This window comes from Achromobacter deleyi (genome assembly GCF_013116765.2).
Classification (GTDB): Bacteria; Pseudomonadota; Gammaproteobacteria; order Burkholderiales; family Burkholderiaceae_B; genus Achromobacter; species Achromobacter deleyi_A.
Map to the genome: position 1 here is coordinate 837095 of NZ_CP074375.1, position 24035 is coordinate 861129.

The 24035-nt window shown below is 66.4% G+C and carries 18 protein-coding genes; 11 read left to right on the forward strand and 7 right to left on the reverse strand.

Annotated features, from left to right (window positions below):
• Nucleotides 1-10: 10 nt before the first annotated feature.
• A protein-coding gene (gene prfB / locus HLG70_RS03910; protein WP_171663867.1) for a peptide chain release factor 2 occupies nucleotides 11-1115 on the reverse strand; the annotation gives its coding sequence in 2 pieces (ribosomal slippage) (nucleotides 11-1033 and nucleotides 1035-1115; 1104 coding nt in all).
• Between the two features lie 258 nt (nucleotides 1116-1373).
• On the opposite strand from prfB, the gene HLG70_RS03915 reads away from it, so the two are divergent.
• Nucleotides 1374-2684 (forward strand): MFS transporter, encoded by a 1311-nt coding sequence (locus HLG70_RS03915; RefSeq protein WP_171663866.1) that lies wholly within the window; start codon nucleotides 1374-1376, stop codon nucleotides 2682-2684.
• 60 nt (nucleotides 2685-2744) lie between these two features.
• On the opposite strand, the gene recJ is transcribed toward HLG70_RS03915, so the two are convergent.
• Nucleotides 2745-4445, reverse strand: coding sequence for a single-stranded-DNA-specific exonuclease RecJ (gene recJ / locus HLG70_RS03920; protein ID WP_171663865.1), 1701 nt, complete (start codon nucleotides 4443-4445; stop codon nucleotides 2745-2747).
• On the reverse strand, nucleotides 4427-5368 hold the full coding sequence (locus HLG70_RS03925; RefSeq protein ID WP_171663864.1) for a hypothetical protein: 942 nt from the start codon (nucleotides 5366-5368) through the stop codon (nucleotides 4427-4429). The genes recJ and HLG70_RS03925 overlap by 19 nt, the downstream gene beginning before the upstream one ends.
• A gap of 178 nt (nucleotides 5369-5546) precedes the next feature.
• On the opposite strand from HLG70_RS03925, the gene HLG70_RS03930 reads away from it, so the two are divergent.
• From HLG70_RS03930 to HLG70_RS03945, 4 genes are all read left to right on the forward strand, one after another.
• Nucleotides 5547-6779: a lipoprotein-releasing ABC transporter permease subunit gene (locus HLG70_RS03930; protein WP_234103479.1), complete on the forward strand. Its 1233-nt coding sequence runs from the start codon at nucleotides 5547-5549 to the stop codon at nucleotides 6777-6779.
• Nucleotides 6772-7461: an ABC transporter ATP-binding protein gene (locus HLG70_RS03935; RefSeq protein ID WP_171663862.1), complete on the forward strand. Its 690-nt coding sequence runs from the start codon at nucleotides 6772-6774 to the stop codon at nucleotides 7459-7461. The genes HLG70_RS03930 and HLG70_RS03935 overlap by 8 nt, the downstream gene beginning before the upstream one ends.
• 56 nt (nucleotides 7462-7517) lie before the next feature.
• Nucleotides 7518-8336, forward strand: a complete 819-nt coding sequence (locus tag HLG70_RS03940) for a TatD family hydrolase (RefSeq protein WP_171663861.1) — start codon at nucleotides 7518-7520, stop codon at nucleotides 8334-8336.
• A 216-nt stretch (nucleotides 8337-8552) separates the two neighbouring features.
• The gene (locus tag HLG70_RS03945; RefSeq protein WP_171663860.1) at nucleotides 8553-10805 is read left to right on the forward strand and encodes a TonB-dependent receptor domain-containing protein; all 2253 of its coding nucleotides are present in this window, start codon (nucleotides 8553-8555) and stop codon (nucleotides 10803-10805) included.
• Nucleotides 10806-10871: 66 nt separating this feature from the next.
• On the opposite strand, the gene HLG70_RS03950 is transcribed toward HLG70_RS03945, so the two are convergent.
• Together HLG70_RS03950 and HLG70_RS03955 are read right to left on the reverse strand one after the other, a co-directional pair.
• A complete protein-coding gene (locus tag HLG70_RS03950; protein WP_171663990.1) occupies nucleotides 10872-12266 on the reverse strand; it encodes a HAMP domain-containing sensor histidine kinase in 1395 nt (464 codons plus the stop codon).
• On the reverse strand, nucleotides 12266-12979 hold the full coding sequence (locus HLG70_RS03955; protein ID WP_171663859.1) for a response regulator transcription factor: 714 nt from the start codon (nucleotides 12977-12979) through the stop codon (nucleotides 12266-12268). Before HLG70_RS03955 ends, HLG70_RS03950 begins: the two co-directional genes overlap by 1 nt.
• 212 nt (nucleotides 12980-13191) lie before the next feature.
• Between HLG70_RS03955 and HLG70_RS03960 the strand changes: the two genes are divergently transcribed.
• The 5 genes from HLG70_RS03960 to HLG70_RS03980 are packed head-to-tail and all read left to right on the forward strand — an operon-like array spanning nucleotide 13192 to nucleotide 18961.
• Entirely contained in the window at nucleotides 13192-15216 is a 2025-nt protein-coding gene (locus HLG70_RS03960) for a ligand-gated channel protein (RefSeq protein WP_171663858.1), read from the forward strand.
• 39 nt (nucleotides 15217-15255) lie between these two features.
• Entirely contained in the window at nucleotides 15256-16206 is a 951-nt protein-coding gene (locus HLG70_RS03965; protein ID WP_171663857.1) for a siderophore ABC transporter substrate-binding protein, read from the forward strand.
• A 46-nt stretch (nucleotides 16207-16252) separates the two neighbouring features.
• The gene (locus tag HLG70_RS03970) at nucleotides 16253-17230 is read left to right on the forward strand and encodes an ABC transporter permease (RefSeq protein WP_171663856.1); all 978 of its coding nucleotides are present in this window, start codon (nucleotides 16253-16255) and stop codon (nucleotides 17228-17230) included.
• A complete protein-coding gene (locus HLG70_RS03975) occupies nucleotides 17223-18206 on the forward strand; it encodes an iron chelate uptake ABC transporter family permease subunit (RefSeq protein WP_171663855.1) in 984 nt (327 codons plus the stop codon). Before HLG70_RS03970 ends, HLG70_RS03975 begins: the two co-directional genes overlap by 8 nt.
• Nucleotides 18203-18961 (forward strand): iron ABC transporter ATP-binding protein, encoded by a 759-nt coding sequence (locus HLG70_RS03980; protein ID WP_171663854.1) that lies wholly within the window; start codon nucleotides 18203-18205, stop codon nucleotides 18959-18961. Before HLG70_RS03975 ends, HLG70_RS03980 begins: the two co-directional genes overlap by 4 nt.
• 33 nt (nucleotides 18962-18994) lie before the next feature.
• Here the strand turns inward: HLG70_RS03980 and HLG70_RS03985 are convergent, their stop codons facing one another.
• Together HLG70_RS03985 and thiM are read right to left on the reverse strand one after the other, a co-directional pair.
• Entirely contained in the window at nucleotides 18995-21112 is a 2118-nt protein-coding gene (locus HLG70_RS03985; RefSeq protein WP_171663853.1) for a 5'-nucleotidase C-terminal domain-containing protein, read from the reverse strand.
• Between the two features lie 111 nt (nucleotides 21113-21223).
• The gene (gene thiM / locus HLG70_RS03990; protein ID WP_171663852.1) at nucleotides 21224-22039 is read right to left on the reverse strand and encodes a hydroxyethylthiazole kinase; all 816 of its coding nucleotides are present in this window, start codon (nucleotides 22037-22039) and stop codon (nucleotides 21224-21226) included.
• 267 nt (nucleotides 22040-22306) lie between these two features.
• Here thiM and HLG70_RS03995 point away from each other — a divergent pair, with 267 nt between their 5' ends.
• On the forward strand, nucleotides 22307-24013 hold the full coding sequence (locus HLG70_RS03995; protein ID WP_171663851.1) for a hypothetical protein: 1707 nt from the start codon (nucleotides 22307-22309) through the stop codon (nucleotides 24011-24013).
• The last annotated feature ends 22 nt before the right edge of the window (nucleotides 24014-24035 follow it).

The following is a 24035-nucleotide window of genomic DNA, read 5'->3' on the forward strand; positions in this document are numbered from 1 at the left end:
ATCGCGAAACTTAGACGCCTTGCTTCAGGCTGGCCTGGATGAAGGGATCCAGGTCGCCGTCCAGCACTTTCTGCGTGTTGGAAATTTCAACGTTCGTGCGCAGGTCCTTGATGCGGCTCTGGTCCAGCACGTAGGAACGGATCTGGTGGCCCCAGCCCACATCGGTCTTGGAGTCTTCCAGCTTCTGCTGTTCGGCCATGCGGTTGCGCATTTCCAGCTCGTAGAGCTTGGACTTCAGCATTTGCATGGCTTCGGCGCGGTTGCGGTGCTGCGAACGGTCGTTCTGGCACTGCACCACAATCCCGGTGGGCATGTGGGTCAGGCGCACGGCGGAGTCGGTCTTGTTGATGTGTTGGCCGCCCGCGCCGGATGCGCGGTAGGTGTCCACGCGCAGGTCGGCGGGGTTCACATCGACTTCGAACGAGTCGTCGACTTCCGGGTACACGAACACGCTGGCAAACGACGTGTGGCGCCCGCCAGAGGAGTCGAAGGGGCTCTTGCGGACCAGCCGGTGCACGCCCGTTTCGGTGCGCAGGTAGCCGAAGGCGTATTCGCCTTCGATCTTGATCGTGGCCGATTTGATGCCCGCGACTTCACCGTCGGATTCTTCAAGGATCTCGGCCTTGAAGCCCTTGCGTTCGGCGTACTTCAGGTATTGGCGCAGCAGCATCGATGCCCAGTCCTGCGCTTCCGTGCCGCCCGCGCCCGCCTGGATGTCCAGGAAGCAGTTCAGGGGGTCGGCCGGATTCGAGAACATCCGGCGGAATTCGAGGCTTTCGAGCTTTTCCTGGAACGCGTCGGCGTCCTGCTCGATCGATTCGAGGGTGGCGTCGTCGTCGTCGGAGGCCGCCAGTTCGAAGAGTTCGTTCGAGTCGGCCAACCCGGAGCCCAGGAGCGTGAGCGTTTCCACCACGTCTTCCAGCGCTTTCTTTTCACGGCCCAGGTCCTGGGCGTGCTTGGGGTCGTTCCAGACGGCCGGATCTTCGAGTTCGGCGTTTACAACGTGCAGGCGTTCAGCTTTGGCATCGTAGTCAAAGATACCTCCGTAGAGCCTGTTCGCGCTCCGCGTAATCGGCGAGGCGGGCTGCGAGCTGGTTCTGACGTTCGGCTTCCATGATGATCCTGTCCTGATGACTTTTGTGCGAAACCTGGCATTTTACCGTGGATGGGCCAAGTTCGCGGGCGCGTGCCGCAAGACGGGGGACGGATCGGTTTCTAGGGGTTTGCGTGGATAGGACGGAGTTGTTCAGTTTTTTGTCAACCCTGGGGTTCTAGGCTTGCCAGGCGGCCATGTCGTCCCCGGTTTGGGATGGGCGGACCGCGACGATGCCGGCAGTCAGCCGGCCTATCCCGCCAGAGGAATGGAGACATTGATGGAAAACACGATGACCCCCGGGGTCACGCCGGCGATCCCGGCGAGTGAGGAGGACCGCATTTATCGCAAGGTGGGCTGGCGGCTGGTGCCGTTGCTGGTGGTCTGCTATGTCGTGGCCTATCTGGACCGCGTCAATGTGGGCTTCGCCAAGCTGCAGATGCTGCAGGAGCTTCAATTCAGCGAAACGGTGTACGGGCTGGGCGCCGGCATTTTCTTCATCGGCTATTTCATTTTCGAGATTCCCAGCAACATCATCCTGCACAAGGTGGGGGCCCGGATCTGGATCGCGCGGATCATGATCACGTGGGGGATCATTTCCGCCTGCATGATGTTCGTGACCAGCGTACACATGTTCTATGCCCTGCGTTTCCTGCTGGGCGCGGCGGAGGCGGGCTTCTTTCCCGGCATCATCCTGTACCTGACGTACTGGTATCCGGCGGCGCGGCGCGGCCGCATCACGACGTTCTTCATGACGGCGGTGCCCATGTCCGGACTGATCGGCGGCCCGATCTCGGGCTGGATCATGGCAACCTTCCACGGCGACCACGGCCTGTCGGGCTGGCAATGGCTGTTCCTGCTGGAAGGCATTCCGTCGGTGCTGATCGGCGTGCTGGTGCTGATCTATCTGGATGACCGCATCAACAAGGCCAAGTGGCTGACGGCCAACGAAAAGGCGGTGCTGATCCGCAACATCGCGGCCGAGGAACAGCAGAAGGAAGACCCGCCGCTGCGCATTGCGCTGACCAAGCCGCGCGTGTGGGCGATGGCGCTGATCTATTTCTCGTTCGTGATGGGGCTGTATGGCGTGGGCTTCTGGATGCCGACCCTGATCAAGGGCACGGGTGTGCAAAGCCCGCTGGCGATCGGCCTCCTGACCGCGATTCCCAACCTGTTTGCCGTGATCGGCATGATCCTGATCTCGCGCAATTCGGACCGGCACCGCGAGCGCCGCTGGCACGTCGCCGTGCCGGCGCTGTTCGGGGCGGTGGGGCTGTTCTTCTCGGCCGTCTGGAGCGGCAATACGATCCTGGCGATTCTGGCGCTGACCGTGGCCAACATCGGCATCTGCACGGTGTTGCCGCTGTTCTGGAGCCTGCCGACGGCGGTTCTGGGCGGCACCGCCGCCGCGGCGGGCATCGCGCTGATCAACTCGGTGGGCAACCTGGCGGGCTTTGTCAGCCCCTACCTGGTGGGTTGGCTGAAGGACATGACGGGCACGACCAATACCGGGCTGTACATGCTGGCGGGGTGCCTGGTGGTGGGCGCGCTGGTGGCGCTGGCGCAGCCGGCCAGGCTGGTGAACAAGTAGAACTTGCCGCGAGGCAGGGCCGGCGGCGGGCGTTCCGGTATCGGGCGCCCGCCGCTTTTTTTATGCGGCGTGTTCGATGACCAGCTGTACCGACACCATGCCGTTCCAGACGTTCTGCTCCAGGCGGTAGGCGGCCTGGATGTGTTCCGGCAGGGACTGGTCGTGGCCGAACCAGATGGCGTCAAAGCGCTGGTGGCCGCGTTCCAGCGACAGCTTCAGGTGCTTTTCACCCACCAGGCGCTGGTTGCGCACCACGAACTCGTCCAGGAACAGGGGGGCGGCGAAGCCCGCGCCCCAGACCTGCTGCTGCAGCATGCCGGCCACGTCGGCATTGGCGTAGCCCGTTTCCAGCGATCCATCGGTTTCGATCACGGGCTCGAAGGTGTCGCGCCCCGTCAACTCGCGCACGGCGGCGTCGAAGGCGGGCGCGAAGGCGGGAAAGTCGGCCTTGCCCAGCGTCAGGCCGGCCGCCATGGCATGGCCGCCGAACTTGCGGATCAGGTTGGGATGGCGCTTGGACACCAGGTCCAGCGCGTCGCGCAGGTGCACGTCGGGGATCGAGCGGCCGGAGCCGCGGATCTCGTCGTCGCCCGCGGGGGCGAAAGCCAGCGTGGGGCGCCAGAATTTCTCCTTCAGGCGCGAGGCCACCAGGCCCACGACGCCCTGGTGCCAGCCCGGATCGAACACGCAGACGGTGGCGCCCGCCGATGCGTTGGGCTCTTCCATCGCGGCCAGGGCCTGCTCGCGCATCTCGGCTTCGATCGTGCGGCGTTCGCGGTTGATGTTGTCGAGTTCGCGGGCCATTTCCAGCGCCTGGGCTTCGTCGTCGGTCGTCAGGCAGGCAATGCCCAGGCTCATGTCGGCCAGCCGGCCGGCGGCGTTGATGCGCGGACCCAGCGCAAAGCCCAGGTCGAAACCGTTGGCGCTGCGCGGCTCGCGGCCGGCGACGGCGAACAGCGCGCGCAGCCCCGGCTGCAGGCGGCCGCTGCGCATGCGCTGCAGGCCCTGCGTGACGAGCAGGCGGTTGTTGGCGTCCAGCTTGACCACGTCGGCCACCGTGCCCAGCGCCACCAGGTCGGACAGCGCGTCCAGGCGGGGGCCCCCGTCGGCGGCGTAGACGCCGCGGCGGCGCAGCTCGGCGCGCAGGGCCAGCATCATGTAGAAGATGACGCCCACGCCGGCCAGGTTCTTGGAAGGAAAGCCGCAGCCGGGCTGGTTGGGGTTCACGATGGCCAGGGCATCCGGCAGGGTGTCGCCCGGCAAGTGGTGGTCGGTGATGACCACGCCGATGCCGGCGGCGTTGGCGGCGGCCACGCCGTCCACGCTGGCGATGCCGTTGTCCACCGTGATGATGATGTCGGGCTTGCCGGCGCGGTGCTGGCAGGCCAGGTCCACGACGGCGGGAGACAGGCCGTAGCCGGTCTCGAAGCGGTTGGGGACCAGGAAGTCCACGTCCGCGCCCATGGCGGACAGGGCGCGCAATCCGACCGCGCAGGCGGTGGCGCCGTCGCAATCGTAGTCGGCCACGATGAGCAGCTTGTTGCCGGCCTGGATGGCGTCGGCCAGGACGCCGGCGGCGTGCGCGGAATGCGTCAGGCCGGCAGGCGGCAACAGCGACGGCCAGGCCAGCCTGGTCTGGTCGGGATGCGTCACCCCGCGGGCGGCCCACAGGCGCGCCAGCAGGGGATGGACGCCCGCGGCTTCCAGGGCGTGGCAGGCGGCCAGGTCGGCCGGGCGGATGGTTAAGCGGGGTGAGACCACCAGGCGCTCCAGTTTTTCTTGGGCGCGGGCAGCAAGCCGAGCAGGCCCCCGCGCGGTTTGAGGGTAAGGGCGACCTTGCGGTCGTCGCCCAGCAGCAGCAGGTCGGCGGGCGCGTCCGGCAGGCCTTTCCTGCCAGCCAGCGGGCGCAGGTGCCGCGCATCGAGTTCGGCCAGGGCGTCCAGCCAGGCGGCCCAGTCGCCGGCCCGCTGGGGGGCGTCCAGCCCGGTCAGCACCTGCGCGGGGCCTGCCGCCGCCGCCGTCCAGGGCGTGCCGCCGCCATACAGCCAGAGCGCGTTGACCGGGGGCAGGCCACGGGCCGCGCGGGCGTCGTTGACGGGGTGTTCGTGCCACGCCATCTGGATTTCATTGAGCAGGCGCCGCCACGGGCGCGTTGCCGCGTCCTGGCGCCACCATTCGTTGAGGCGCTGCCCGGCCACGGCCATCGGGCTGCCGGTCTGCGGGCGCAGGCCTTCCGGCAGGCGCAGGCGCCAGCGTTCGGGCGACAAGGCCTCGACCGCGAAGCCGGTGTCCTCGAACAAGGGGCGGGCCGTTTCCAGCAGGGCGGCCGTTTCCTCGGCGCGCAGCTCCATCATGCCGGGGTCCAGCAGGGTGGCCTGATCGGTGCCCAGCGCCAGATGAACCAGTTCCGCCAGCCAGACGGCTTCATTGCCATCCTGTCGGCCGGCCAGCAGCGGTCCCAGGCCGGCGCCTTGCAGGAGGTCCGGTTCGGGCTTATAGCCCGCGCGGTCGAGTTGCCAGGATTCAAAGGCCGTACAGCCATGCGCGCGCAGGTCGAAGGCTTGGGGCCGGGCGGCGGCGGCCAGCAGCCAGCCGTGCAGCGTGGGCGCGCGTTCCGGCAGGAGCTTGGCCAGTTCGGCGGCAACGGGGAGGGCGGGCAGTGCGCCCGGAATGACAATCAGCATGGGCGCGATTGTAGTCCGCGCCAGCCACGGGAACTAAGCAACGCCGGCGGCTGCCATAGGTTGTCACGCCTGGTCGTGGAACCGCACATCCGTGGGGCGATTCGCAGGCGGTTAATGCAATAATGCGCACGTGCTGAAAATACCCTACGAACTCTGGATAGGCGCCCGCTATGCCGGGTTGGCCCGAATCCGCCAGCGACGCGGGCGCCGCGATCGCTTCATCTCCTTCATCGCCGCCAGCTCCATGGCCGGCATCGCGCTGGGCGTCGCCGCCCTGATCGTGGTGCTGTCCGTGATGAACGGGTTCCAGAAGGAAGTGCGTGACCGCATGCTGTCGGTGCTGCCGCACATCGAACTCTACATTCCCGGCGCATCGCCCGAGCGGGTGCTGGAGCAGTGGCAGCAGTTCGCCACCGCGGCCGAGCAGAATCGCGAGGTCAAGGCCGGCGCGCCGTTCGTGGCGGCCCAGGGCATGCTGGTGCGAGGGCAGGCCTTGCGCGGGGTCCAGGTGCGCGGCATCGACCCCGGCACCGAGGGCAATGTGTCCGACCTGCCCCGGCAGATGGTGTCGGGCAAGCTGACCGACCTGAAGCCCGGCGGCTTTGGCGTGGTGCTGGGCAACGAACTGGCCGACGGCATGGGCGTCAAGCTGGGCGACACGCTGCTGATGATGGCGCCGCAGGGCTCGATCAGCCCGGCGGGCTTCGCGCCGCGCATGCGCCAGTTCACCGTGGTGGGCGTGTTTTCTTCCGGCCACTATGAATACGATTCCTCGCTGGCCTTCGTCGACAACGAGGATGCCGCCCGGGTGTTCCGTGAAAGCGGCACCGCCGGCGTGCGCCTGCGCATCGCCGACATGCAGAAGGCGCCCGAGGTGGCGGCCGAGCTGAGGAAGGTCCTGCCGCCCTATGTGATGGCCAGCGACTGGTCGCGCAACAACCGCACGTGGTTCGCGGCGGTGCAGACCGAAAAGCGCATGATGTTCCTGATCCTGGCGCTGATCGTGGCGGTGGCGGCGTTCAACCTGCTGTCGTCCCTGGTCATGGCCGTGAAGGACAAGCAATCCGACATCGCCATCCTGCGCACGCTGGGCGCGGGGCCCGGCGAAGTGGCGCGCATCTTCCTGGTGCAGGGCGCGCTGATCGGCGTGATCGGCACCTTGCTGGGCGTGGCGGGCGGCATCGCCATCGCCTACAACGTCGATGTGATCGTGCCCTTCATCGAGCGCCTGCTGGGCGTGCATTTCCTGCCGCGCGAGATCTATTTCATCAGCGCCTTGCCGTCGGATCCCCAGATCGGCGACATCGTCACGATCGGCGTGACGTCCCTGGTGCTGTCGCTGCTGGCGACCTTGTATCCGAGCTGGCGCGCCTCGCGCCTGCAACCCGCACAGGTGCTGCGCCATGACTGATTCCTTGACGCCCGCGCTGCAGGCCGACAACATCGTCAAGGTGTACGACGAAGGCCCCGCCCGCATCGAAGTCCTGAGCAACGTCAGCCTGTCGGTGGCGCGCGGCGAAATGGTCGCCATCGTGGGCGCGTCGGGCTCCGGCAAAAGCACCTTGCTGCATATCCTGGGCTTGCTGGACATGCCTTCCAGCGGCTCGGTGTCCGTCGACGGGCAACTTGCCGTCGGCCTGTCCGAAGCCAGGAAGAGCGCGGTGCGCAACCGCAGCCTGGGTTTTGTCTACCAGTTCCACCACCTGCTGGCGGAGTTTTCGGCGCTGGACAACGTGGCCATGCCGCTGATCGTGCGCCGCGAGAACCGCGACATGGCGCGCCAGGCCGCGCACGAGGTTCTGCGCCTGGTGGGCCTGTCCGCCCGGGAAGGCCACTTTCCGGGGCAGCTGTCGGGCGGCGAACGCCAGCGCGTGGCGCTGGCGCGCGCGCTGGTGACGCGCCCCGTGTGCGTGCTGGCCGACGAACCCACGGGCAACCTGGACCGGCACACGGCGCACAATATGTTCGAACTGCTCACGCAGGTGAACCAGGAATCGGGCACGGCATTCGCCATCGTGACGCACGACCCGGAACTGGCCGCCCGGGCCGACCGCCAGTTGCTGATGGAAAACGGCCGCCTGGTTTCGGGTTAGTTGCATAGGCCCTGAGACGGGACGGGCGGATAATCCAGGCAAGGAGGCCACCGCCCATGCTCATCGATACCCACTGCCACCTGGACGCCGCGGAGTTCGACGCCGACCGTGAACAGGTGGCCGACCAGGCCTGCGAGGCCGGAGTCCAGGCCATCGTCATCCCCGCGATCGAGCGCGCCAACTTCCCGGTGGTGCGCGACCTGGCCGCCCAGGTCGCCGGGGGCGCCTACGCGCTCGGCATCCATCCCCTCTACGTGCAGCGCGCGGCCGATTCAGACCTGGACGCGCTGCGCGACGCCATCCGGCAGTCGCTGGGGGACCCCCGCTTTGTCGCCATCGGCGAGATCGGCCTGGATTTCTTCGTGCCCGGGATCGCCTCCGGCGAACCGCGGGAACGCCAGGAACGGTTCTATGCCGCGCAATTGGCGATGGCCGCCGAATTCCGGCTGCCCGTGCTGCTGCATGTGCGCAAGTCCCAGGACATACTCTTGAAGCATCTGCGCCGCCATGACCGCATCGGCGGGATCGCGCATGCGTTCAACGGCAGCGCCCAGCAGGCGCAGGCGTTCATCGACCATGGCTTCGCGCTGGGGATGGGCGGCGCCATGACCTACGAGCGCGCCCTCCAGATCCGCCGCCACGCGGTGGACGTGGGGCTGGAGCACCTGGTGCTGGAAACCGACGCGCCTGACATTCCCCCCGCCTGGCTGCATCCGCCCGAGCGCCGCAACCGGCCCGGCGAACTGGTCCGCATCGCGCAGGTGCTGGCGGAGTTGCGCGGCATCTCGCCGGCGCAGGTGGCGCACGCCACGACCGCCAACGCCATGCGCGTCCTGCCGCGTCTGCCGGCCGCCATTCTGGCCGATTCCGACTGACAATCCGACCCCGGTTGTACGCTGCGCGATAACGAAAGTTGTCGTGCAGATACATCGTTTTTTTGAGATTTATCTAAAAACTTTCATATTTCTGAATAAAAGCTGACGAAAAGTTGAATCAAATAATAGGAATGCCTATCATTGCCGTTCCATAAAAAATTCCAATCAGCGCAGTGCGCGCGCCGCCTCCCAGGGCGGTTTTTTTATTTGATTCCCATGTCGATTCAGAAAAGCATCAACGGCTCCGGGGGAGCACGTGCAACATCCTTCACGGGCTTCCGTCTTTTGCCGCTCGCGCTGGCCATCGCCGCGGCGGGCAGCGCCCAGGCGCAGACCGGCACGGCCGGCCTGGAAGACACCATGGGCGTGGCGCAGATGGATACCGTCGTGGTGACGGCGTCCGGCTTCGAGCAAGAGATCCGGAATGCGCCGGCGTCCATTTCGGTGATCACGCGCGAACAGCTGGAAACCCGGCCTTTCCACAACTTGGCCGACGCAGTGGCCGATGTGGAAGGAGTGTCGGTGGAGCGGGGCGGCAAGGCAGGCGGCATGAACATCAGCATCCGCGGCATGCCCAGCGACTACACGCTGGTGCTCGTCGACGGCAAGCGGCTGAATCAGAATAGTTCGGGCGCGCGCGCCAACGGGTTTGGCGACGTGGACACCAACTTCATCCCGCCGATGGCCGCCATCGAGCGCATCGAGGTGGTGCGCGGCCCCATGTCCACCCTGTACGGGTCCGACGCGATGGGCGGCGTGATCAACATCATCACCCGCAAGGTCGGCCAGGAATGGACCGGCCAGCTTACGCTGGACGGCACGGCGCAGGGCGACAACCGCTTTGGCAACAACTACGGCGCGGCTTTCTATCTGAGCGGCCCCTTGAAGACCGACAAGCTGGGCCTGAGCCTGCGCGGCGGCCATTACCGCCGCCTGAGCGCGCACGGCAGCTATCCCCTCAACCAGGCCGAGTACAACAGCGGCAACTACACCGGCGACATCGCCAGCTTCAGCGGCCTGGGCGACAGCACGCAGCAGAACGTGGGCTTGCGGCTGTCGCTGACGCCCAACCGCAACCACGACATCATGTTCGACGTGGACAGCAACTGGCAGACCTTCGACAACTCCAATGGCGAACTGGGCACGCTGAACTCCAGCGTGGCGCGCAACCGCCAGGGCGGCGGCTATGAACCCGAGATGAAGTTCAACCGCCAGCGCTACGCGCTGACTCACCTGGGCCGCTACAGCGGTTCGGTCAGCTCGGATACCAGCCTGGTCTACGACACCACCGAGACCATCGGCCGCACGAACCCGATGAACGTGCCGCGCCAGCCTACCGATGGCGACAAGCGCGACCTGGAATACGACAACTGGGTGTTCGATACCAAGTGGACGATGCCGCTGTTCAACGAGCGCCACAACCTGACCATGGGCGGCCAGTGGCGCGAGCAGCAATTCAAGGACACGCTGGTGTCGGCGCCGCTGGACCAGCGGCAGTACCAATGGGCGCTGTTCGCGGAAGACGAATGGCGCATCGTGGATAGCCTGGCGCTGACCGCCGGCGCGCGCTATGACCGCAACGAGCAGTTCGGCGGCAAGTGGAGTCCGCGCGGCTACCTGGTATGGAACGCGACGCCGACGTGGACCTTCAAGGGCGGCGTGAGCAAGGGCTACAAGACGCCGGACATCAACCTGATGACGGACGGCATCATCGGCCTGGGCGCGCAGGGCACCATGCCGCTGCTGGGCAATTCGCAGCTCAAGCCGGAGAGCAGCACCTCGTCCGAATTGGGCGTGCTGTTCGACGATGGCGAAGGCCTGTCGGGCAACCTGACCGCCTTCCACACCAAGTTCAAGGACAAGATCGACAGCCAGAATGTGCCGAACTGCCTGGCCCGCGGCGGCCCCGCGCCGGGTTGCCTGGACCTGGGCGTGTGGGAGCGCAACGGCGTTCCGGTCGACAACTTCTCGCAGCGCGTGAACATCGATTCCGCCACCATCCAGGGCTTCGAGCTGGGTGGCCGGATTCCGCTGTACGGCGGCGTGTCCTTCAACGGCAACTACACGCTGACCGCCAGCGAAGTGACCTCGGGCGCCAAGCAGGGCCAGCCGCTGGGTTCGCAGCCCCGTCACTCCTTGAACCTGGGGCTGAACTGGCGCATCAACGAACAGTTCAATGCCTGGGTCCGCGGCGAGTACCGCGCCAAGCAGTTCAACGATCTGAACTGGGAGAAGGAACAGGTGTTCTACAACCCGTACTGGCTGGCCAGCATGGGCGGCTCGTACGTGGTCAACAAGAACGTGACCTTGTCGGCGTCGGTGTTCAACCTGTTCGACAAGAACTTCGTGAACTACGGCCCGACCAAGGTCGGCGCGTCCGCGCCGGCAGCCAATGCCAACTGGACCAATTCCTACCGGCAGGTCCTGGAAGGCCGCCGCTTGTGGGTGTCGGCGAACATCACGTTCTGACGCGGGAAGATTGCCCGGCGGCTGCCGGGCTGTCCCGGCATAGGGCCTCGCCGTGCGCGGGGCCTTTTATTTGCCGGAGCCGGGCAGCCGCGGCAGTTCCATGCGCACGCTCAAGCCTTGCGGGGACAAGTTGCGCGCGGAGATCGAACCCTTGTGCGCGACGATCGCGGCCTGCGCGATCGACAGCCCCAGTCCGGCGCCGCTGCCCGGCGTGGCCGAGGCCGCACGGTAGAAGGGTTCGAACAGGGACGCCAGGTCTTGGGTGGCGACGCCAGGCCCGCGATCCTCGATCTCCAGGCTCGCCTCGCTCGCGTTGATCAGCAGGCGCACGCGGATCGCGCTATGCGGCGGGGCGAAGCGCAACGCGTTGCGCAGCACGTTCTCGATGGCGCTTGCCAGGCTGCAGCGGTCGCCGACGATGGGCACCGGAGGCGGCGTATCCCAGCTTATGCGCAGGTGGCGGCCTTCCGCTTCGTAGCGCGCGTCTTCCACGACGTCGGACACGATCTCCGACAGATCCAGCGTTTCGGAGGGCACGGGCAGCGCGCCCACGCGCGCCAGCCGCAGCGTGTTGCCCACCAGCGTATCCAGGCGCTCGCATTCGCGTTCGATGCGGTCCAGCTGCAGGTCGTGCCGTTCGTCGTTGCGCCGCGCCAGTTCCGAGGCCAGGCGCAGCCGCGCGAGTGGGGACCGGAGTTCGTGCGCGATGTTGTGCAGCAGCTGCTCGCGCGTGTCGACCAAGGCCTTCAGGCGGACCGCCATGGCGTCGAAATCCCGCGCCAGCAGGCCCAGTTCGTCCTTGCGCCGGGCCAGCTTCGGTGGCGTGTGAGCTTCCAGGTGTCCCGCGGCCAGCGCATGGGTGGTGTGGCGCAGTTGCGCCAGGGGCGCGGTGATGTGGCGCGTCAGGGCCCAGCAGAAGGGGGCGGTCACCGCCAGTGCGAACAGCAGCAGGGCCAGCGCCACGGGAGACAGCGCCAGGACTTCCCAGCGCGACGAGTCGAAGGGCAGGAACAGCATCAGCAGTTCGGAACCGTCCGGCAGGCGAAGCAATTGCGGCTCCCACCAGGACACGCGTTCACCCGTGGGGTCCACGGGCAGGTAGTCCGCCTGCGGGGACCGGTCCGGCGCCGCGCGGTACGCGCTCAGCCAGTCATGCATGCGGGTGGGCAGGCGCCGGCCCAGGATATCCGCGTCCTGGCTGTCCATGACATAGATCTGCAGGGCGGAGTAGCGATCGTCCATGATCCGGACCCAGCGCGCCAGCCCGTCCTGGCCCTGCGTGCGCGCGATCTGGGCGGCGTCGCGCGTCAGGTTGCCGGGGTTCAGGCCGTCCAGCGAATTGAAGCGATACCAGGCAACGGCGGCGGTCAGCATCATTCCGCAAACCAGAATGACGGCCATTGCGCCCCAGAAGGTCAGGAAGGCTCGCCAGAACAGCGAGCGGGCAGGCAGCCAGCCCATCATGCCGGGCCGGCCAGCACGTAGCCCAGGCCGCGCAGATTGCGGATGGACAGGGTGTCGGCGGTGCAGTCCAGGCGCAGTTTCCTGCGCAGGCTGCTGATGTGGGTGTCGATGCTGCGGTCGTAGCGGTCTGGCGTGCGGCCCAGCGCGTACAGGCCGATCTGGTCGCGCGCGATCACCTGGCCCGGCGCGCGCATGAGGATTTCCAGGATGCGCTGTTCGGCGCCGGTCAGCACGACTTCATCGGCGCCCAGGCGCACGCGCCCCGTGGCCGGGTCCAGCGACAGCGCGCCCAGGCTCAGGCTGGGCCTGGCCGCTTCCGGCGCTTCTTCAAAGCGGCGCATCACCGCGGTGATGCGGGCCTTGAGTTCGCGCGGGCTGAAGGGTTTGGCCAGGTAGTCGTCGGCGCCGAACTCCAGGCCCAGCACGCGATCGGTCTCGCCGCCATGCGCGGTGAACATGATGACCGGACGGCGAGAGCGCTGGCGGTAGTGCTTGAGCAGGTCCAGGCCGTTGCCGTCGGGCAGCATCAGATCCAGCAGCACCAGGTCGAAATCGTCCTGCGCCAGCAGGGCGTGTCCGTGCGAGGCGGTGTGCGCCAGCGTGAGCTGGCAGTGATGGGGTTCGAGGTATTCGCGCAGCATCTGTGCCAGCTCGACGTCGTCGTCGATCAGCAATAAGCGGCGCGACACCGCTGAATAAGTGAAAGGCATGCGTAGTAAGCGTCCTGCATCCGGCAGTTTGGCCCAAGGCCGCGCGCCGGAGTGTCAAGAAATGCAAAGAAGATAAAAGTTGCGGAAAGCGTGTTGCCGGCCTCCGTCAGGTCCAATTCTAATATGAGAATAGTTTTCATTCATAAATGAAGGGCAGGCACGACGCCGCACGCGGGGTGCGGCGCGGGCCTGGGACGGGAGAAATCGGAATCATGAGCAGGAAAGATCTGGCCGCTGGCCGGCGCGTTGTGGCGACACGCAAGCAGTTGGTCGCAGCCTTGTGCGCCGCGGGTTTTGGCATGGGACCGGCGGCTGTCTGGGCGCAGGGCGCGAACACCGCCACCACTACGATGGACACCGTGGTGGTCACGGCCAGCGGTTTCGAGCAGCGCATCCAGGACGCGCCTGCTTCGATCAGCGTCATCACGCGCGAGGATCTGGACAAGAAGTTCTACCGCGACCTGAACGATGCGCTGGTGGAAGTGCCGGGCGTCATCGTCACCGGCGGCGGCGACCGCCAGGACATCAGCTTGCGCGGCATGGGACCGAAATACACGCTGATCCTGATCGACGGCAAGCGCCAGAGCTCCCGCGAGACCCGCACCAATTCGGACTCCACGGGCGTCGAGGGCGGCTGGACGCCGCCGCTTTCCGCCATCGAGCGCATTGAAGTGGTGCGCGGCCCGATGTCTTCGCTGTACGGATCGGACGCCATGGGCGGGGTGATCAACATCATCACCCGCAAGGTGCCGAACGAGTGGGGCGGAGAGATCCGCATGGACACCACGATCCAGGAAAGCAACAAGTCGGGCGACATCTACCAGGGCAATTTCTACCTGGCCGGTCCGATCAAGAACGACCTGCTGGGCCTGCAGATCTACGGCCAGGCCACGCAGCGCGACGAAGACAACATCTATGACGGATTCCGCAAGCGCAACGCGGAAAGCGTGACCGCCAAGCTGGCGCTGACGCCCAACCGCGACCACGACATCGTGCTGGAAGCGACCACGATGCGCCAGAAGTTCCAGGAAACGCTGGGCAAGACGGTACAGCCGCTGGCGCCGGGCGAAGCCTGCGCGCGCACCGGCTGCCCGGCGTCGTCCGAGACCGACTACCGCAGCAACAAGTGGGCGCTGTCGCACACCGGGCGCTGGGGCTGGAGCGTGTCGGACAGCTATGTGCAGCAGGAAGAGTTCGACAACCGTTCGCGCCAGATGAAGATCAAGAACCTGGATCTGCAAAGCACCTGGTCCATGCCGCTGGGTTCCCACATGCTGACGCTGGGCGGCAGCTATCTCAGCCAGCGCCTGAACGACCAGACCGGCAACCAGCTGGCCGGCGGCCCCAGCAATGTGGACCGCTATCAGTGGGCCCTGTTCGCCGAAGACGAATGGCGCCTGACCGAGAGCTTCGCCGTCACGACCGGCCTGCGCATGGACGAGGACGAGAACTTCGGCAGCCATTTCAGCCCGCGCCTGTATGGCGTGTGGCACATGGCGGAGCGCTGGACCCTGAAGGGCGGAGTCTCCACGGGCTTTCGCGCGCCCGACCTGCGCCAGACGGTGGCAGGCTGGGGCCAGGTCAGCCGCGGCGGCAACATGTACGGCAACCCGGACCTGACGCCCGAGAAATCGGTGACCCAGGAAATCGGCCTTCTGTATGACGACGGCGAAGGCATGAATGCCGGCGTGACGATCTTCAACAACGACTTCAAGGACAAGATCACCCGCGTGGCGTGCCCGCTGTCCCAGTGCACCGAAGGCCCCAACCAGTTCGGCTCGAACCCCACCACGTACATGAACGTCGACAAGGCCATGTCGCGCGGGGTCGAAGCCAGCCTGAAGCTGCCGCTGGCCAGCGACTGGTCCATGACCAGCAGCTACACGTTTACGAAGTCGGAGCAGAAGTCCGGGCAATACAAGGGCGAGCCGCTGAATCAGCTGCCCAAGCACCTGTTCACCACCACCGTGAACTGGCAGCCGTCCGACGCGCTGCAGGCCTGGGCCCGCGTGAACTTCCGCGGCCGGGAAAGCCAGCCCATCACCGGCCCGTCGTCGGGAGACCTGGTGGCTCCTTCCTACACCTTCGTGGACCTGGGCGGATCGTACGCGGTGAACAAGACCGTGTCGGTCTATGCCGGCATCTACAACCTGTTCGACAAGCAGGTCGCCTACGAAGACTTCGGTTATGTCGAGGACGGCCGCCGCTACTGGCTCGGCGTGGGCGTGAAGTTCTGAGATTGACGGGCGCTATGCGCCCACAACAGAGAGGTTTTTATGACGAATAGAACGCAAGCGGGCCGTGTCCGCCATTGGGCAGCCCGGACCGGGCTGGCCCTGGCCCTGGGCGCCGCGGCCGCGGTGTGCGCCGCGCAGGCCACGCTGCCGGTCAAGCATGCGCGCGGCGAGACCGCCGTGCCGGCCAATCCGTCCAAGACGATCGTGCTGGACCTGGCCGTGCTGGACACCATGCACGCGCTGGGCGTGGAGCCGACGGGCGTGCCCAGCGCCGCCAAGCTGCCGCCGCAGCTGAGCCAGTACGCCGACTCACGCTATCTGAAGGCGGGCACGATGTTCGAGCCCAACTTCGAGGTCATCCACGCGGCCGCGCCGCAGGTCATCTTCGTGGCGGGCCGGTCCGCGCCCAAGTATGACGAACTGGCCAGGCTGGCTCCCACGGTGGACCTCACGGTCAATGCCAAGGACCTGGTCGGCAGCGTGACGCGCAATACCGAAACGCTGGCCGCCATCTACGGCAAGCAGGCGGTGGCCAAGGACAAGCTGGATGCGTTGCGCGCGTCCATTTCGGCCCTGCAGGGCAAGGCCGCCAACGCCGGCACCGCGCTGATCGTGTTGACCACCGGCGGCAAGATGAGCGCCTATGGTCCGGGCTCGCGTTTCGGGGTGATCCATGACGCCTTTGGCGTCAAGCCCGCCGCGACCGGCCTGAACGTGTCGAACCATGGCCAGGCGATCTCGTTCGAGTTCATCGCCCAGACCGACCCCGACTGGCTGTTCGTGATCGACCGCGACGCCGCCATCGGCCGCGAAGGCGTGTCGGCCCAGCGCATGCTGGACAACGATCTTGTGCGCCCGACCAAGGCGTGGAAGAACAAGCGCGTGGTCTACCTGAACGGCTTCAACTGGTATCTGCTGGGCAGCGCCGGGCTGACGGCCATGCAGCAGAACGTGGACGAGATCGCAGCCGCGCTGGCGCAAGGAAAGTAAGCGGAATGCACGATGCGTGGAAGGGCCGCCGGTGAGTTGGCGGCGAATGATCAGCGGCTGGGGTGGCCTGGCCGTGGCGCTGATGCTGTTGCTCCTGCTGTGCGCGGCCAGCATCAGCCTGGGCGCGGGCCAGATGCCGTGGGCCGCGCTGTGGAACGGGGGCGAAGACGCCGAGCGCGCCTGGCGCCTGCTGCTGGTCAGCCGCGTGCCGCGCACGCTGGCCCTGCTGCTGGCGGGCACGGCGCTGGCGGTGGCGGGCCTGATCATGCAGATGCTGGTGCGCAACCGCTATGTCGAGCCCACGACCGCCGGCACCGTCGAGTCCGCCACGCTGGGCATCCTGGTCATCACCCTGTTGGCGCCCGACACCCCGGTGATCGGCAAGATGCTGACGGCCACGGGCTTTGCCCTGGCCGGCACCTTGCTGTTCCTGGCGCTGCTGCGCCGCGTGCCGCTGCGCACGCCATTCATCGTGCCGCTGATCGGCCTGATCCTGGGCGGCGTGATCCACGCGGTGACGACCTTCGTGGCATATCGCTTTGATCTGCTGCAATCGCTGCACGCCTGGACCACGGGTGATTTCTCGGGCGTGCTGCGCGGACGCTATGAGCTGCTGTGGATCGGCTTCGGCCTGGCGTGCGCGGCCTACGCCGCCGCGGACCGCTACACGGTGGCCGGCATGGGGCGCGAGTTCGCGTCCAACCTGGGCCTGAACCACGCGCGGCTGACGCTGGTGGGCCTGCTGATCGTATCGGCCATTTCGGCCGTGGTCGTCGTGACCGCGGGCGGCATTTCCTTCCTGGGCCTGATCGTGCCCAACGCCGTCAGCCTGGTGCTGGGCGACAACATGCGCCGGGCCATCCCGTGGGTGGCCGCGCTGGGCGGGATATTCGTGCTGGCCTGCGACATCATCGGCCGGCTGGTCATCCACCCTTACGAGATTCCCATCGGGACAGTGGTAGGCGTGCTGGGCAGCATCCTGTTCCTGTGGCTGCTGCGCACGCGGAGGAACCGCCTTGGTTGAGTCCTCGCTTAGCGGGTCCGCCGCGCGCGCGCCGCAGGCGTGGCGCCTGCTGTTGCTGGCCGGCGTCGCGCTGGCCTGCGCGACGGCCTTCATGACGCTGGGCGCGAACGGCCAGTGGTCGTTCGTGATTCCATTTCGCGGCGGCAAGCTCGTGGCCATGCTGCTGGTGGCCTATGCCGTGGCGGTGTCGTCGGTGCTGTTCCAGACCATTACGCACAACCGCATCCTGACGCCCGCCATCATGGGTTTCGATGCCTTGTACCTGCTGATCCAGGCGGTGGTGGTGTTCGGCTTCGGCCAGGCGGCGGCCAGCGCCAGCCATCCGGTCGCCTCGTTCCTGCTTGAGGTCTGCGCCATGACGGCGTTCGCTTGCCTGCTGTTTCGCTGGCTGTTTTCGGACGCCGTGCGCAGCCTGCACCTGATGATGCTGGTGGGCATCATCTTCGGCCTGCTGTTTCGCAGCCTGTCCAACTTCGTGGTGCGGCTGATCGATCCGAACGAGTTCCTGGTGCTGCAGGACCGCATGTTCGCCAGCTTCAATTCGGTGCGCGTGGGGCTGTTGCCGATCGCGCTGGCGGCCGTGCTGGCGGCGTCCCTGCTGCTCTGGCGGATGCGCCGCCGCTACGACGTGCTGGCGCTGGGCCGGGAAATCTCCGTAAACCTGGGCGTGGATTACCGCCGCACCCTGATGCTGACCCTGGCGGCGATCGCCGTGCTGGTGTCGGTGTCCACGGCGCTGGTAGGCCCGGTGACGTTCTTCGGCCTGCTGGTCAGCAACCTGGCCTACCACGCCATGGGTTCGGACAAGCACAAGCACACCGTTCCCGCCGCGGCCCTGCTGAGCGTGATCTTCCTGGTGGGCGGCCAGACGCTGCTCGAACGCGTGCTGGGCCTGAACACCACGGTCAGCGTGGTGATTGAATTCGTGGGCGGCGTGATGTTCCTCGTCCTGATCCTGCGCAAGAGGCGCCGATGATAGAAATCCAGAAAGTCAGCAAGCAGTACGGCGACACCGTGGTGATCGACGAGGTCAGCCTCGATCTGCCCGCGGGCGGCGTCACCGCCATCATCGGGCCCAACGGGGCGGGCAAGTCGACCTTGCTGTCCATGGTCAGCCGGCTGCTGCCGGTGACGGCGGGCCGCGTGCTGGTCGAAGGACTGGACGTGACGAAGGCGGACAGCCGCGAGCTGGCGCGCCGCCTGTCCATCCTGCGGCAGGACAATCACCTGCCGCTGCGGCTGACGGTGAAGGACCTGGTGGCCTTCGGCCGCTACCCCCATACCGGCGGCCGCCTGACGCTGGACGACAAGGCGCATATCGACCGGGCCATTGCCTACCTGAATCTGGAGCCGCTGGCCGACCGCTACCTGGACGAGATGTCCGGCGGCCAGCGCCAGCGCGCCTTCGTGGCGATGGTGCTGTGCCAGGACACGCGCTACGTGCTGCTGGACGAGCCGTTGAATAGCCTGGACATGAGGCACGCCGTCGCCATGATGGGGACCTTGCGCCGGGCGGCGGACGAGCTGGGCAAGACGGTGGTGCTGGTGCTGCACGACATCAACTTCGCGTCCAGCTACGCGGACCGCATCGTGGCCATGCGGCAGGGGCGCATCGCGCGCCACGGAACGCCGGCCGAACTGATCCGGCCGGAAGTGCTGAGCGATCTGTACGAACTGCCGATCGACGTGCACGAGATCGGCGGCAAGCGCATCTGCGTGTACTACCGATAGACGGGGCGCCCCGTCGCGGGGCGCCCGCGTGGCTTACAGGCTGAGGTCGACGGCGTAGCGCGACAGCTGCGTCACGGGGTCCGGCGTGGCGTCGTACACCGAGACATTGGTCACGCCGTGCGCCGCGGCCATCGCCAGGGACCCGGGCACCGACGAGAACACCACCGGTCCGGCCAAGGCGCCCAGCTGCTCGAAGCGCCAGCTGCGATCCAGGCCATAGGTCGCCAGGTCCAGCGTGGGATTCTTCTTGATGTAGCTGATCAGCACGTCGCGGCTGGCGTCCGGGGCCTGCAGCACGATGTCGCCCTTGCCGCCGGCCAGGCCGGGGAAGTCGCCGCCGCCGCTGGCGCGGTAGTTGTTGGTGACGACCAGGAACTGCGCGGCCGGATCCAGCGGCACGCCCTGATACGTCAACGCCGTGATCCGCGAACCCTTGGGCTGGGTCACGTCGATCTCATACTGCAGGGCGTTGCCGGCGGCATAGAGCACGTCGAAGTTGAACGTCGGAAAGCCCGTGTCGATCAGTTCCTGGGGCGCGACCTGCGCGGGGTCGATCTGCCTGAACTGCTCGGCGGTTTTCTCCAGCCACTGGCGCACGATGTCGCCGCTGACTCGCACCACTTGCAGCGTGTTGGGATACAGGTAGAGGTCGGCCGCGTTGTTGATGGCGATGTTGCCTTGCCGCACATAGGTGAAGTCGCCGGGGCCGTTGCGGCCGCCCTTGAAGGGCGCGGCGGCCGACAGGATGGGCAGTGCGCCATAGGCGGGGCTGTTCTTCGCGATGTAGTCCGTCAGATAGTCGATCTGCGCCATGTTCACGACCTGCAGCGCGGACACGTCGCCGGTCAGCGCGTAGTACGTGGCCATGTCGAACTGGCTCTGGCCGATGGGCGTCTTGACGTAGGCGATGGTTGCCGCGTGCTCCGCCTGGACCAGCTGCTGCACGGCGGCGTCGGGTTCGACGTAGGTGGCCGGCGTGGCGCCGTTCTGCGCCGTCAGGCGTGTGGAAATACGCTGCACCTGGGTTGCGTCCTTCTGCACCTGCCAGCCCTTGTCATAGGCCAGCTTCAGCGTGATCTGCCCCAGGTTGTTGCCCCACTGGCCCGCCTGCACCGCCGGCACGCCATTGATCAGGCCTTTCTCCAGCTCGATGCCAGGCTGTCCGGCGAATTGGGATTTGGCGTTCGTGTCGGGAAACAGCAGGTGCTGGTGGCCGGTGATCAGCGCGTCGATGCCGGGCACCTGGCTCAGATAGCCCGCGCCATTCTCCATGGCGGGGGCATAGGCCGTGGCCATGTCGATGCCGCCGTGCGCCAGCGCCACGATCAGGTCCGCGCCGGCCGCCTTCATTTCCGGCACGTAGCGCTGCGCGGTTTCCTTCCATCCGGTGACCTCTACATGGCCTTCCAGATTGGCCTTGTCCCACTGCAGGATGGGTGGGGGCGCAAAGCCGATCACGCCGACCTTGAGCGTAACGTCGATGCTCTTGCCGCTGGCATCGGCGGCCTTGAAGGTCTTGTTCAGCAGCACCCAGGGCTTGAAGATGGGCTGCTTGGTTGCGGCCGAGACCACATTGGCCGACACGAAGGGGAACTGAGGGGCCGCGCAGTCCTTCGCGCCGGCCGGGTTGGTCTGCGCCGTGCCCTTGCCGATGCCGGCCAGCCCGAAGTCCACGTTGGTGATCTGCGACAGGAAGGGCAGGCCGTAGTTGAACTCGTGGTTGCCCATGGTGGCCGCGTCATAGGACAGCAGCTTCATCTGCTTGTAGATCGCGATCATGTCGGCGCACTGCACGGGCGATACCAGCGCCTGGTAGTCCGAGAGGGCGGTGCCCTGGATCGTGTCGCCGTTGTCGAACAGCAGCGTGTTCGCGTGCTGCTTGCGGGCGTTGGCGATCAGCGTGGCCGCGCGGTCCACGCCATAGCTCTTGTCCTCGGCCAGCTTGTAGTAGTCGTAGCCCAGCACATTGGCGTGCAGGTCGGTGGTGCCCAGGATGGCAAGGTCCAGCGTCGCGCCCTGGGGCACGCTGGTTTGTGGCGGCGTTTCGGGCACGGAATCGTCGTCATCGTCGTCGCCGCCGCAGGCGGACAGGCTGGTCAGCAGCGCGAAGCTGGCGGATACCGCGAAGAACTTGCGTACGTGTGGCTTCACCGTCTTTCCTCCGTGTTGAAGGAAAGCAATTCTGGGGACAGCGTGTGACCTACCCATGACACGGGTGGGTCAGGCAGAAGGATGGCTGGAGCCAGCGGAGGGATGCGGCGCTCAGCGCAGCGGCGATTCCCGTGTCAGGCAGTCGTGTTCCAGCCCGGCCAATGCGTCCAGGAACCGCCATGCGAACGATCCGGGGCCGTCCGCCAGTGTTCCGGCCCGTCGGCCCGCGATGCTGAAGCAGGAGAGGGCGGCGACTGCCGCGGCATACGGGTCTTTCGCGGACACCGCGGCGTAGGCGCCCACCACGGCCGTCAGCGCGCAGCCGGTTGCGGTTACGCGCGGCATCAGCGGCGAGCCGCCAGTGATGCGCACGGAACGTTCCCCGTCGGTGACGAAATCCACCTCGCCGGTCACCGCGACCACCGTCTGGCGCCGCGCCGCGATGTCGCGGGCGGATTGCTCCGCCTGCGCCACTTCATCGCGGGAATCCACGCCCTTGCCGGCGCTCTGTCCGCCAGCCAGCGCAATGATCTCCGACGCATTGCCCCGGACGATGGCGGGCCGCAGGTCCAGCAGCCGCTGGACGGCATCGCGGCGAAAGGCGGTGGCGTGATGGGCGACGGGGTCCAGCACCCATGGCGTGCCGGCCTGGCCGGCGGACGCCGCGGTCAGCAGCATGCTGTCGAGCCAGGGCGCGGACAGGGTGCCAATGTTGATCACGACAGCGCCGCAGATCCGCGCGAATTCGGGAGCCTCTTCCACCGCATGCACCATGGCCGGGGATGCGCCGGCGGCCAGCAGCGCGTTGGCCGCGTAGTTCATCGATACGAAATTGGTCAGGCATTGCACCAGCGGAGCATCGCGGCGCACGGCGGCGAGCAGGTCCTGGGAGGCCTGGGCGAGGATATGCAGATCGGGGTGTGACATGCCTGGTAGCGGTCCTTGCGTCGGGGACACAGCTTCTTGCCGAAGCTCCCCGGGTGGAAGGGGTATGTTCCGAGGGTGACCGGGCCTTGTCAAGACGATTGTGGCGCTTCGAAAAGAGGGCCGAGCCGGCGGATGAAGTAAAGTCCGCATCCCCTATTTGGGGTATGGGAAAGCGTCCGGGGGCAGTGTCAACTCGAACCAAAAATCCGCCGTCTTCCCGGGCCGGAAGCACGCTCCGGCTTTGACCATATCTGGCTGGAGGGATACATGCCCACCCCCGACAACATCCGCTGGTTCAAATCTCAGTTTCATGGGCCGATCGATGCCGCCGTGGCCGGAACGCCGCTCACCGTCGACTTCATGACGGCGCTGGCCTGCCAGGAGACCGGCCAGATCTGGTCAGCCTTGCGCAAGGCGGGGTTGTCCGTGAGTGAGATTCTCCGGCTCTGCGTCGGGGATACCCTGGACGCCGACCGCGGACGTTCGGCATTTCCCAAGACCAAGACGGATCTGCTCGGCGTGGCGCAAGGCAAGGAAATGTTCGACTTGGCGCATCAGGCCCTGGTTGACATGGCGCAGTACGTCCCCGGATATGCAGCCGTGGCCAAAAAGCCTAACAAGTTCTGCCACGGCTTTGGCATATTCCAGCTGGATCTGCAGTTCTTCAAGACCGAACCAGAGTTCTTCCTGAATGGCTTGTATGCGGACTTTGGGACGGCCCTGAACCGATGCCTGAAAGAGCTCAGGTCGGCCGCGAAGCGGCTGGGTTATGACGGCAGAACCGATCTCGATGACCTGGAGCTGACTGCCATCGCCATCGCGTACAACACCGGCGGCTATAAGCCAGCCAAGGGCTTGAAGCAGGGCTACTTCGACGGTGAGAAGTACTACGGAGAGACCTTCTTCGACTTCCTGCGGCTGTGTCACACGGTCGGAACAACGGGCACGCCCGCCGTTCTGAGGGCGCCCGCGGCGGGCGAGGCCGCGGTGGCGCCCGTGGCGGCGCTGGCTGGCGCCGGGATCGCGCTCAAGGTGCAAACCAAGGAAGGCATGCTACGCCTGAGAAGCGACCCGTGGATAAGCGAACCGCCTCAGGCCAATGTCCTGGCGAACCTGCCCGATGGGCACCCCGTCCGCGCTTTCTCGGAACGGGCAAAAGGCGGGTTCCTGGAAATCGAGACCAGCCTTAGCGGGGCGTATTTCCGCGGCTATTCTTCCAGGAAATTCCTGGTCGCCGATTCGGATTATCAGGAGATCCCGGTCGCCGTGCCGGAATCGAGTCCGCCGTCAGTGGGAATTGTCGCGGTACACATGCCGCGCAAGAGCGGCGTCGTCACGCGCCGCACCGCGCCCGCCAATGCCCATACGCTGAACGAACCGCAGCAGCCCAGCCGAACCGGCGGCACGGCCGAAGAACTACGGCTGTCGCTTGGGGCCATTATCGAGTGGCTGGATGCCGAGAATCCTGCGCATCAGCGGTATCAACCGCGTGCCGGCCTGACGTTCTGCAACATCTATGCCCACGACTTCTGCCATCTGGCCGGCGCCTACATCCCGCGGGTCTGGTGGACGCCTCGCGCGCTATTGCAACTGGCGGCGCAGCAGCAGGTCGCGCCCTTGTACGGCTCCACCATTCAGGAAATGCGTGCGAACGATCTCTTCCGGTGGCTCCGGGATTTCGGTCTTCAGTTTGGCTGGAGGCAGATCGGAACGCTGACCGGGCTGCAGACGGAGGTCAACCAGGGAGCGCTGGGAATCATCGTCGCCCGGCGCAAGGAAGACGGCCGTTCAGGTCACATCGTGATGGTGGTGCCGGAAACTTCCGACAAGACAGCCAAGCGAAATGCGGATGGAGCGGTGGAAGCGCCGCTGCAAAGCCAGGCCGGCGCGACCAATTTCCGCTATGGAAGAGGCAAGGCCAATTGGTGGAATGGCAGCGAGTTCGCCGAGAGCGCGTTCTGGATTCATGCTTGAGGCGCGTGCCCTGCGTTCCTGC

What these genes read in the sequence shown, in the direction of transcription:
- HLG70_RS03955 (WP_171663859.1), bottom strand. Translation starts at nt 12,979, where the DNA reads ATGCCTTTCACTTATTCAGCGGTGTCGCGCCGCTTATTGCTGATCGAC.
- HLG70_RS03950 (WP_171663990.1), bottom strand. Translation starts at nt 12,266, where the DNA reads ATGGGCTGGCTGCCTGCCCGCTCGCTGTTCTGGCGAGCCTTCCTGACC.
- HLG70_RS03965 (WP_171663857.1), top strand. Translation starts at nt 15,256, where the DNA reads ATGACGAATAGAACGCAAGCGGGCCGTGTCCGCCATTGGGCAGCCCGG.
- HLG70_RS03945 (WP_171663860.1), top strand. Translation starts at nt 8,553, where the DNA reads ATGTCGATTCAGAAAAGCATCAACGGCTCCGGGGGAGCACGTGCAACA.
- HLG70_RS03995 (WP_171663851.1), top strand. Translation starts at nt 22,307, where the DNA reads ATGCCCACCCCCGACAACATCCGCTGGTTCAAATCTCAGTTTCATGGG.
- HLG70_RS03915 (WP_171663866.1), top strand. Translation starts at nt 1,374, where the DNA reads ATGGAAAACACGATGACCCCCGGGGTCACGCCGGCGATCCCGGCGAGT.
- HLG70_RS03935 (WP_171663862.1), top strand. Translation starts at nt 6,772, where the DNA reads ATGACTGATTCCTTGACGCCCGCGCTGCAGGCCGACAACATCGTCAAG.
- HLG70_RS03980 (WP_171663854.1), top strand. Translation starts at nt 18,203, where the DNA reads ATGATAGAAATCCAGAAAGTCAGCAAGCAGTACGGCGACACCGTGGTG.
- HLG70_RS03925 (WP_171663864.1), bottom strand. Translation starts at nt 5,368, where the DNA reads ATGCTGATTGTCATTCCGGGCGCACTGCCCGCCCTCCCCGTTGCCGCC.
- HLG70_RS03940 (WP_171663861.1), top strand. Translation starts at nt 7,518, where the DNA reads ATGCTCATCGATACCCACTGCCACCTGGACGCCGCGGAGTTCGACGCC.
- HLG70_RS03970 (WP_171663856.1), top strand. Translation starts at nt 16,253, where the DNA reads ATGATCAGCGGCTGGGGTGGCCTGGCCGTGGCGCTGATGCTGTTGCTC.
- HLG70_RS03960 (WP_171663858.1), top strand. Translation starts at nt 13,192, where the DNA reads ATGAGCAGGAAAGATCTGGCCGCTGGCCGGCGCGTTGTGGCGACACGC.
- thiM (WP_171663852.1), bottom strand. Translation starts at nt 22,039, where the DNA reads ATGTCACACCCCGATCTGCATATCCTCGCCCAGGCCTCCCAGGACCTG.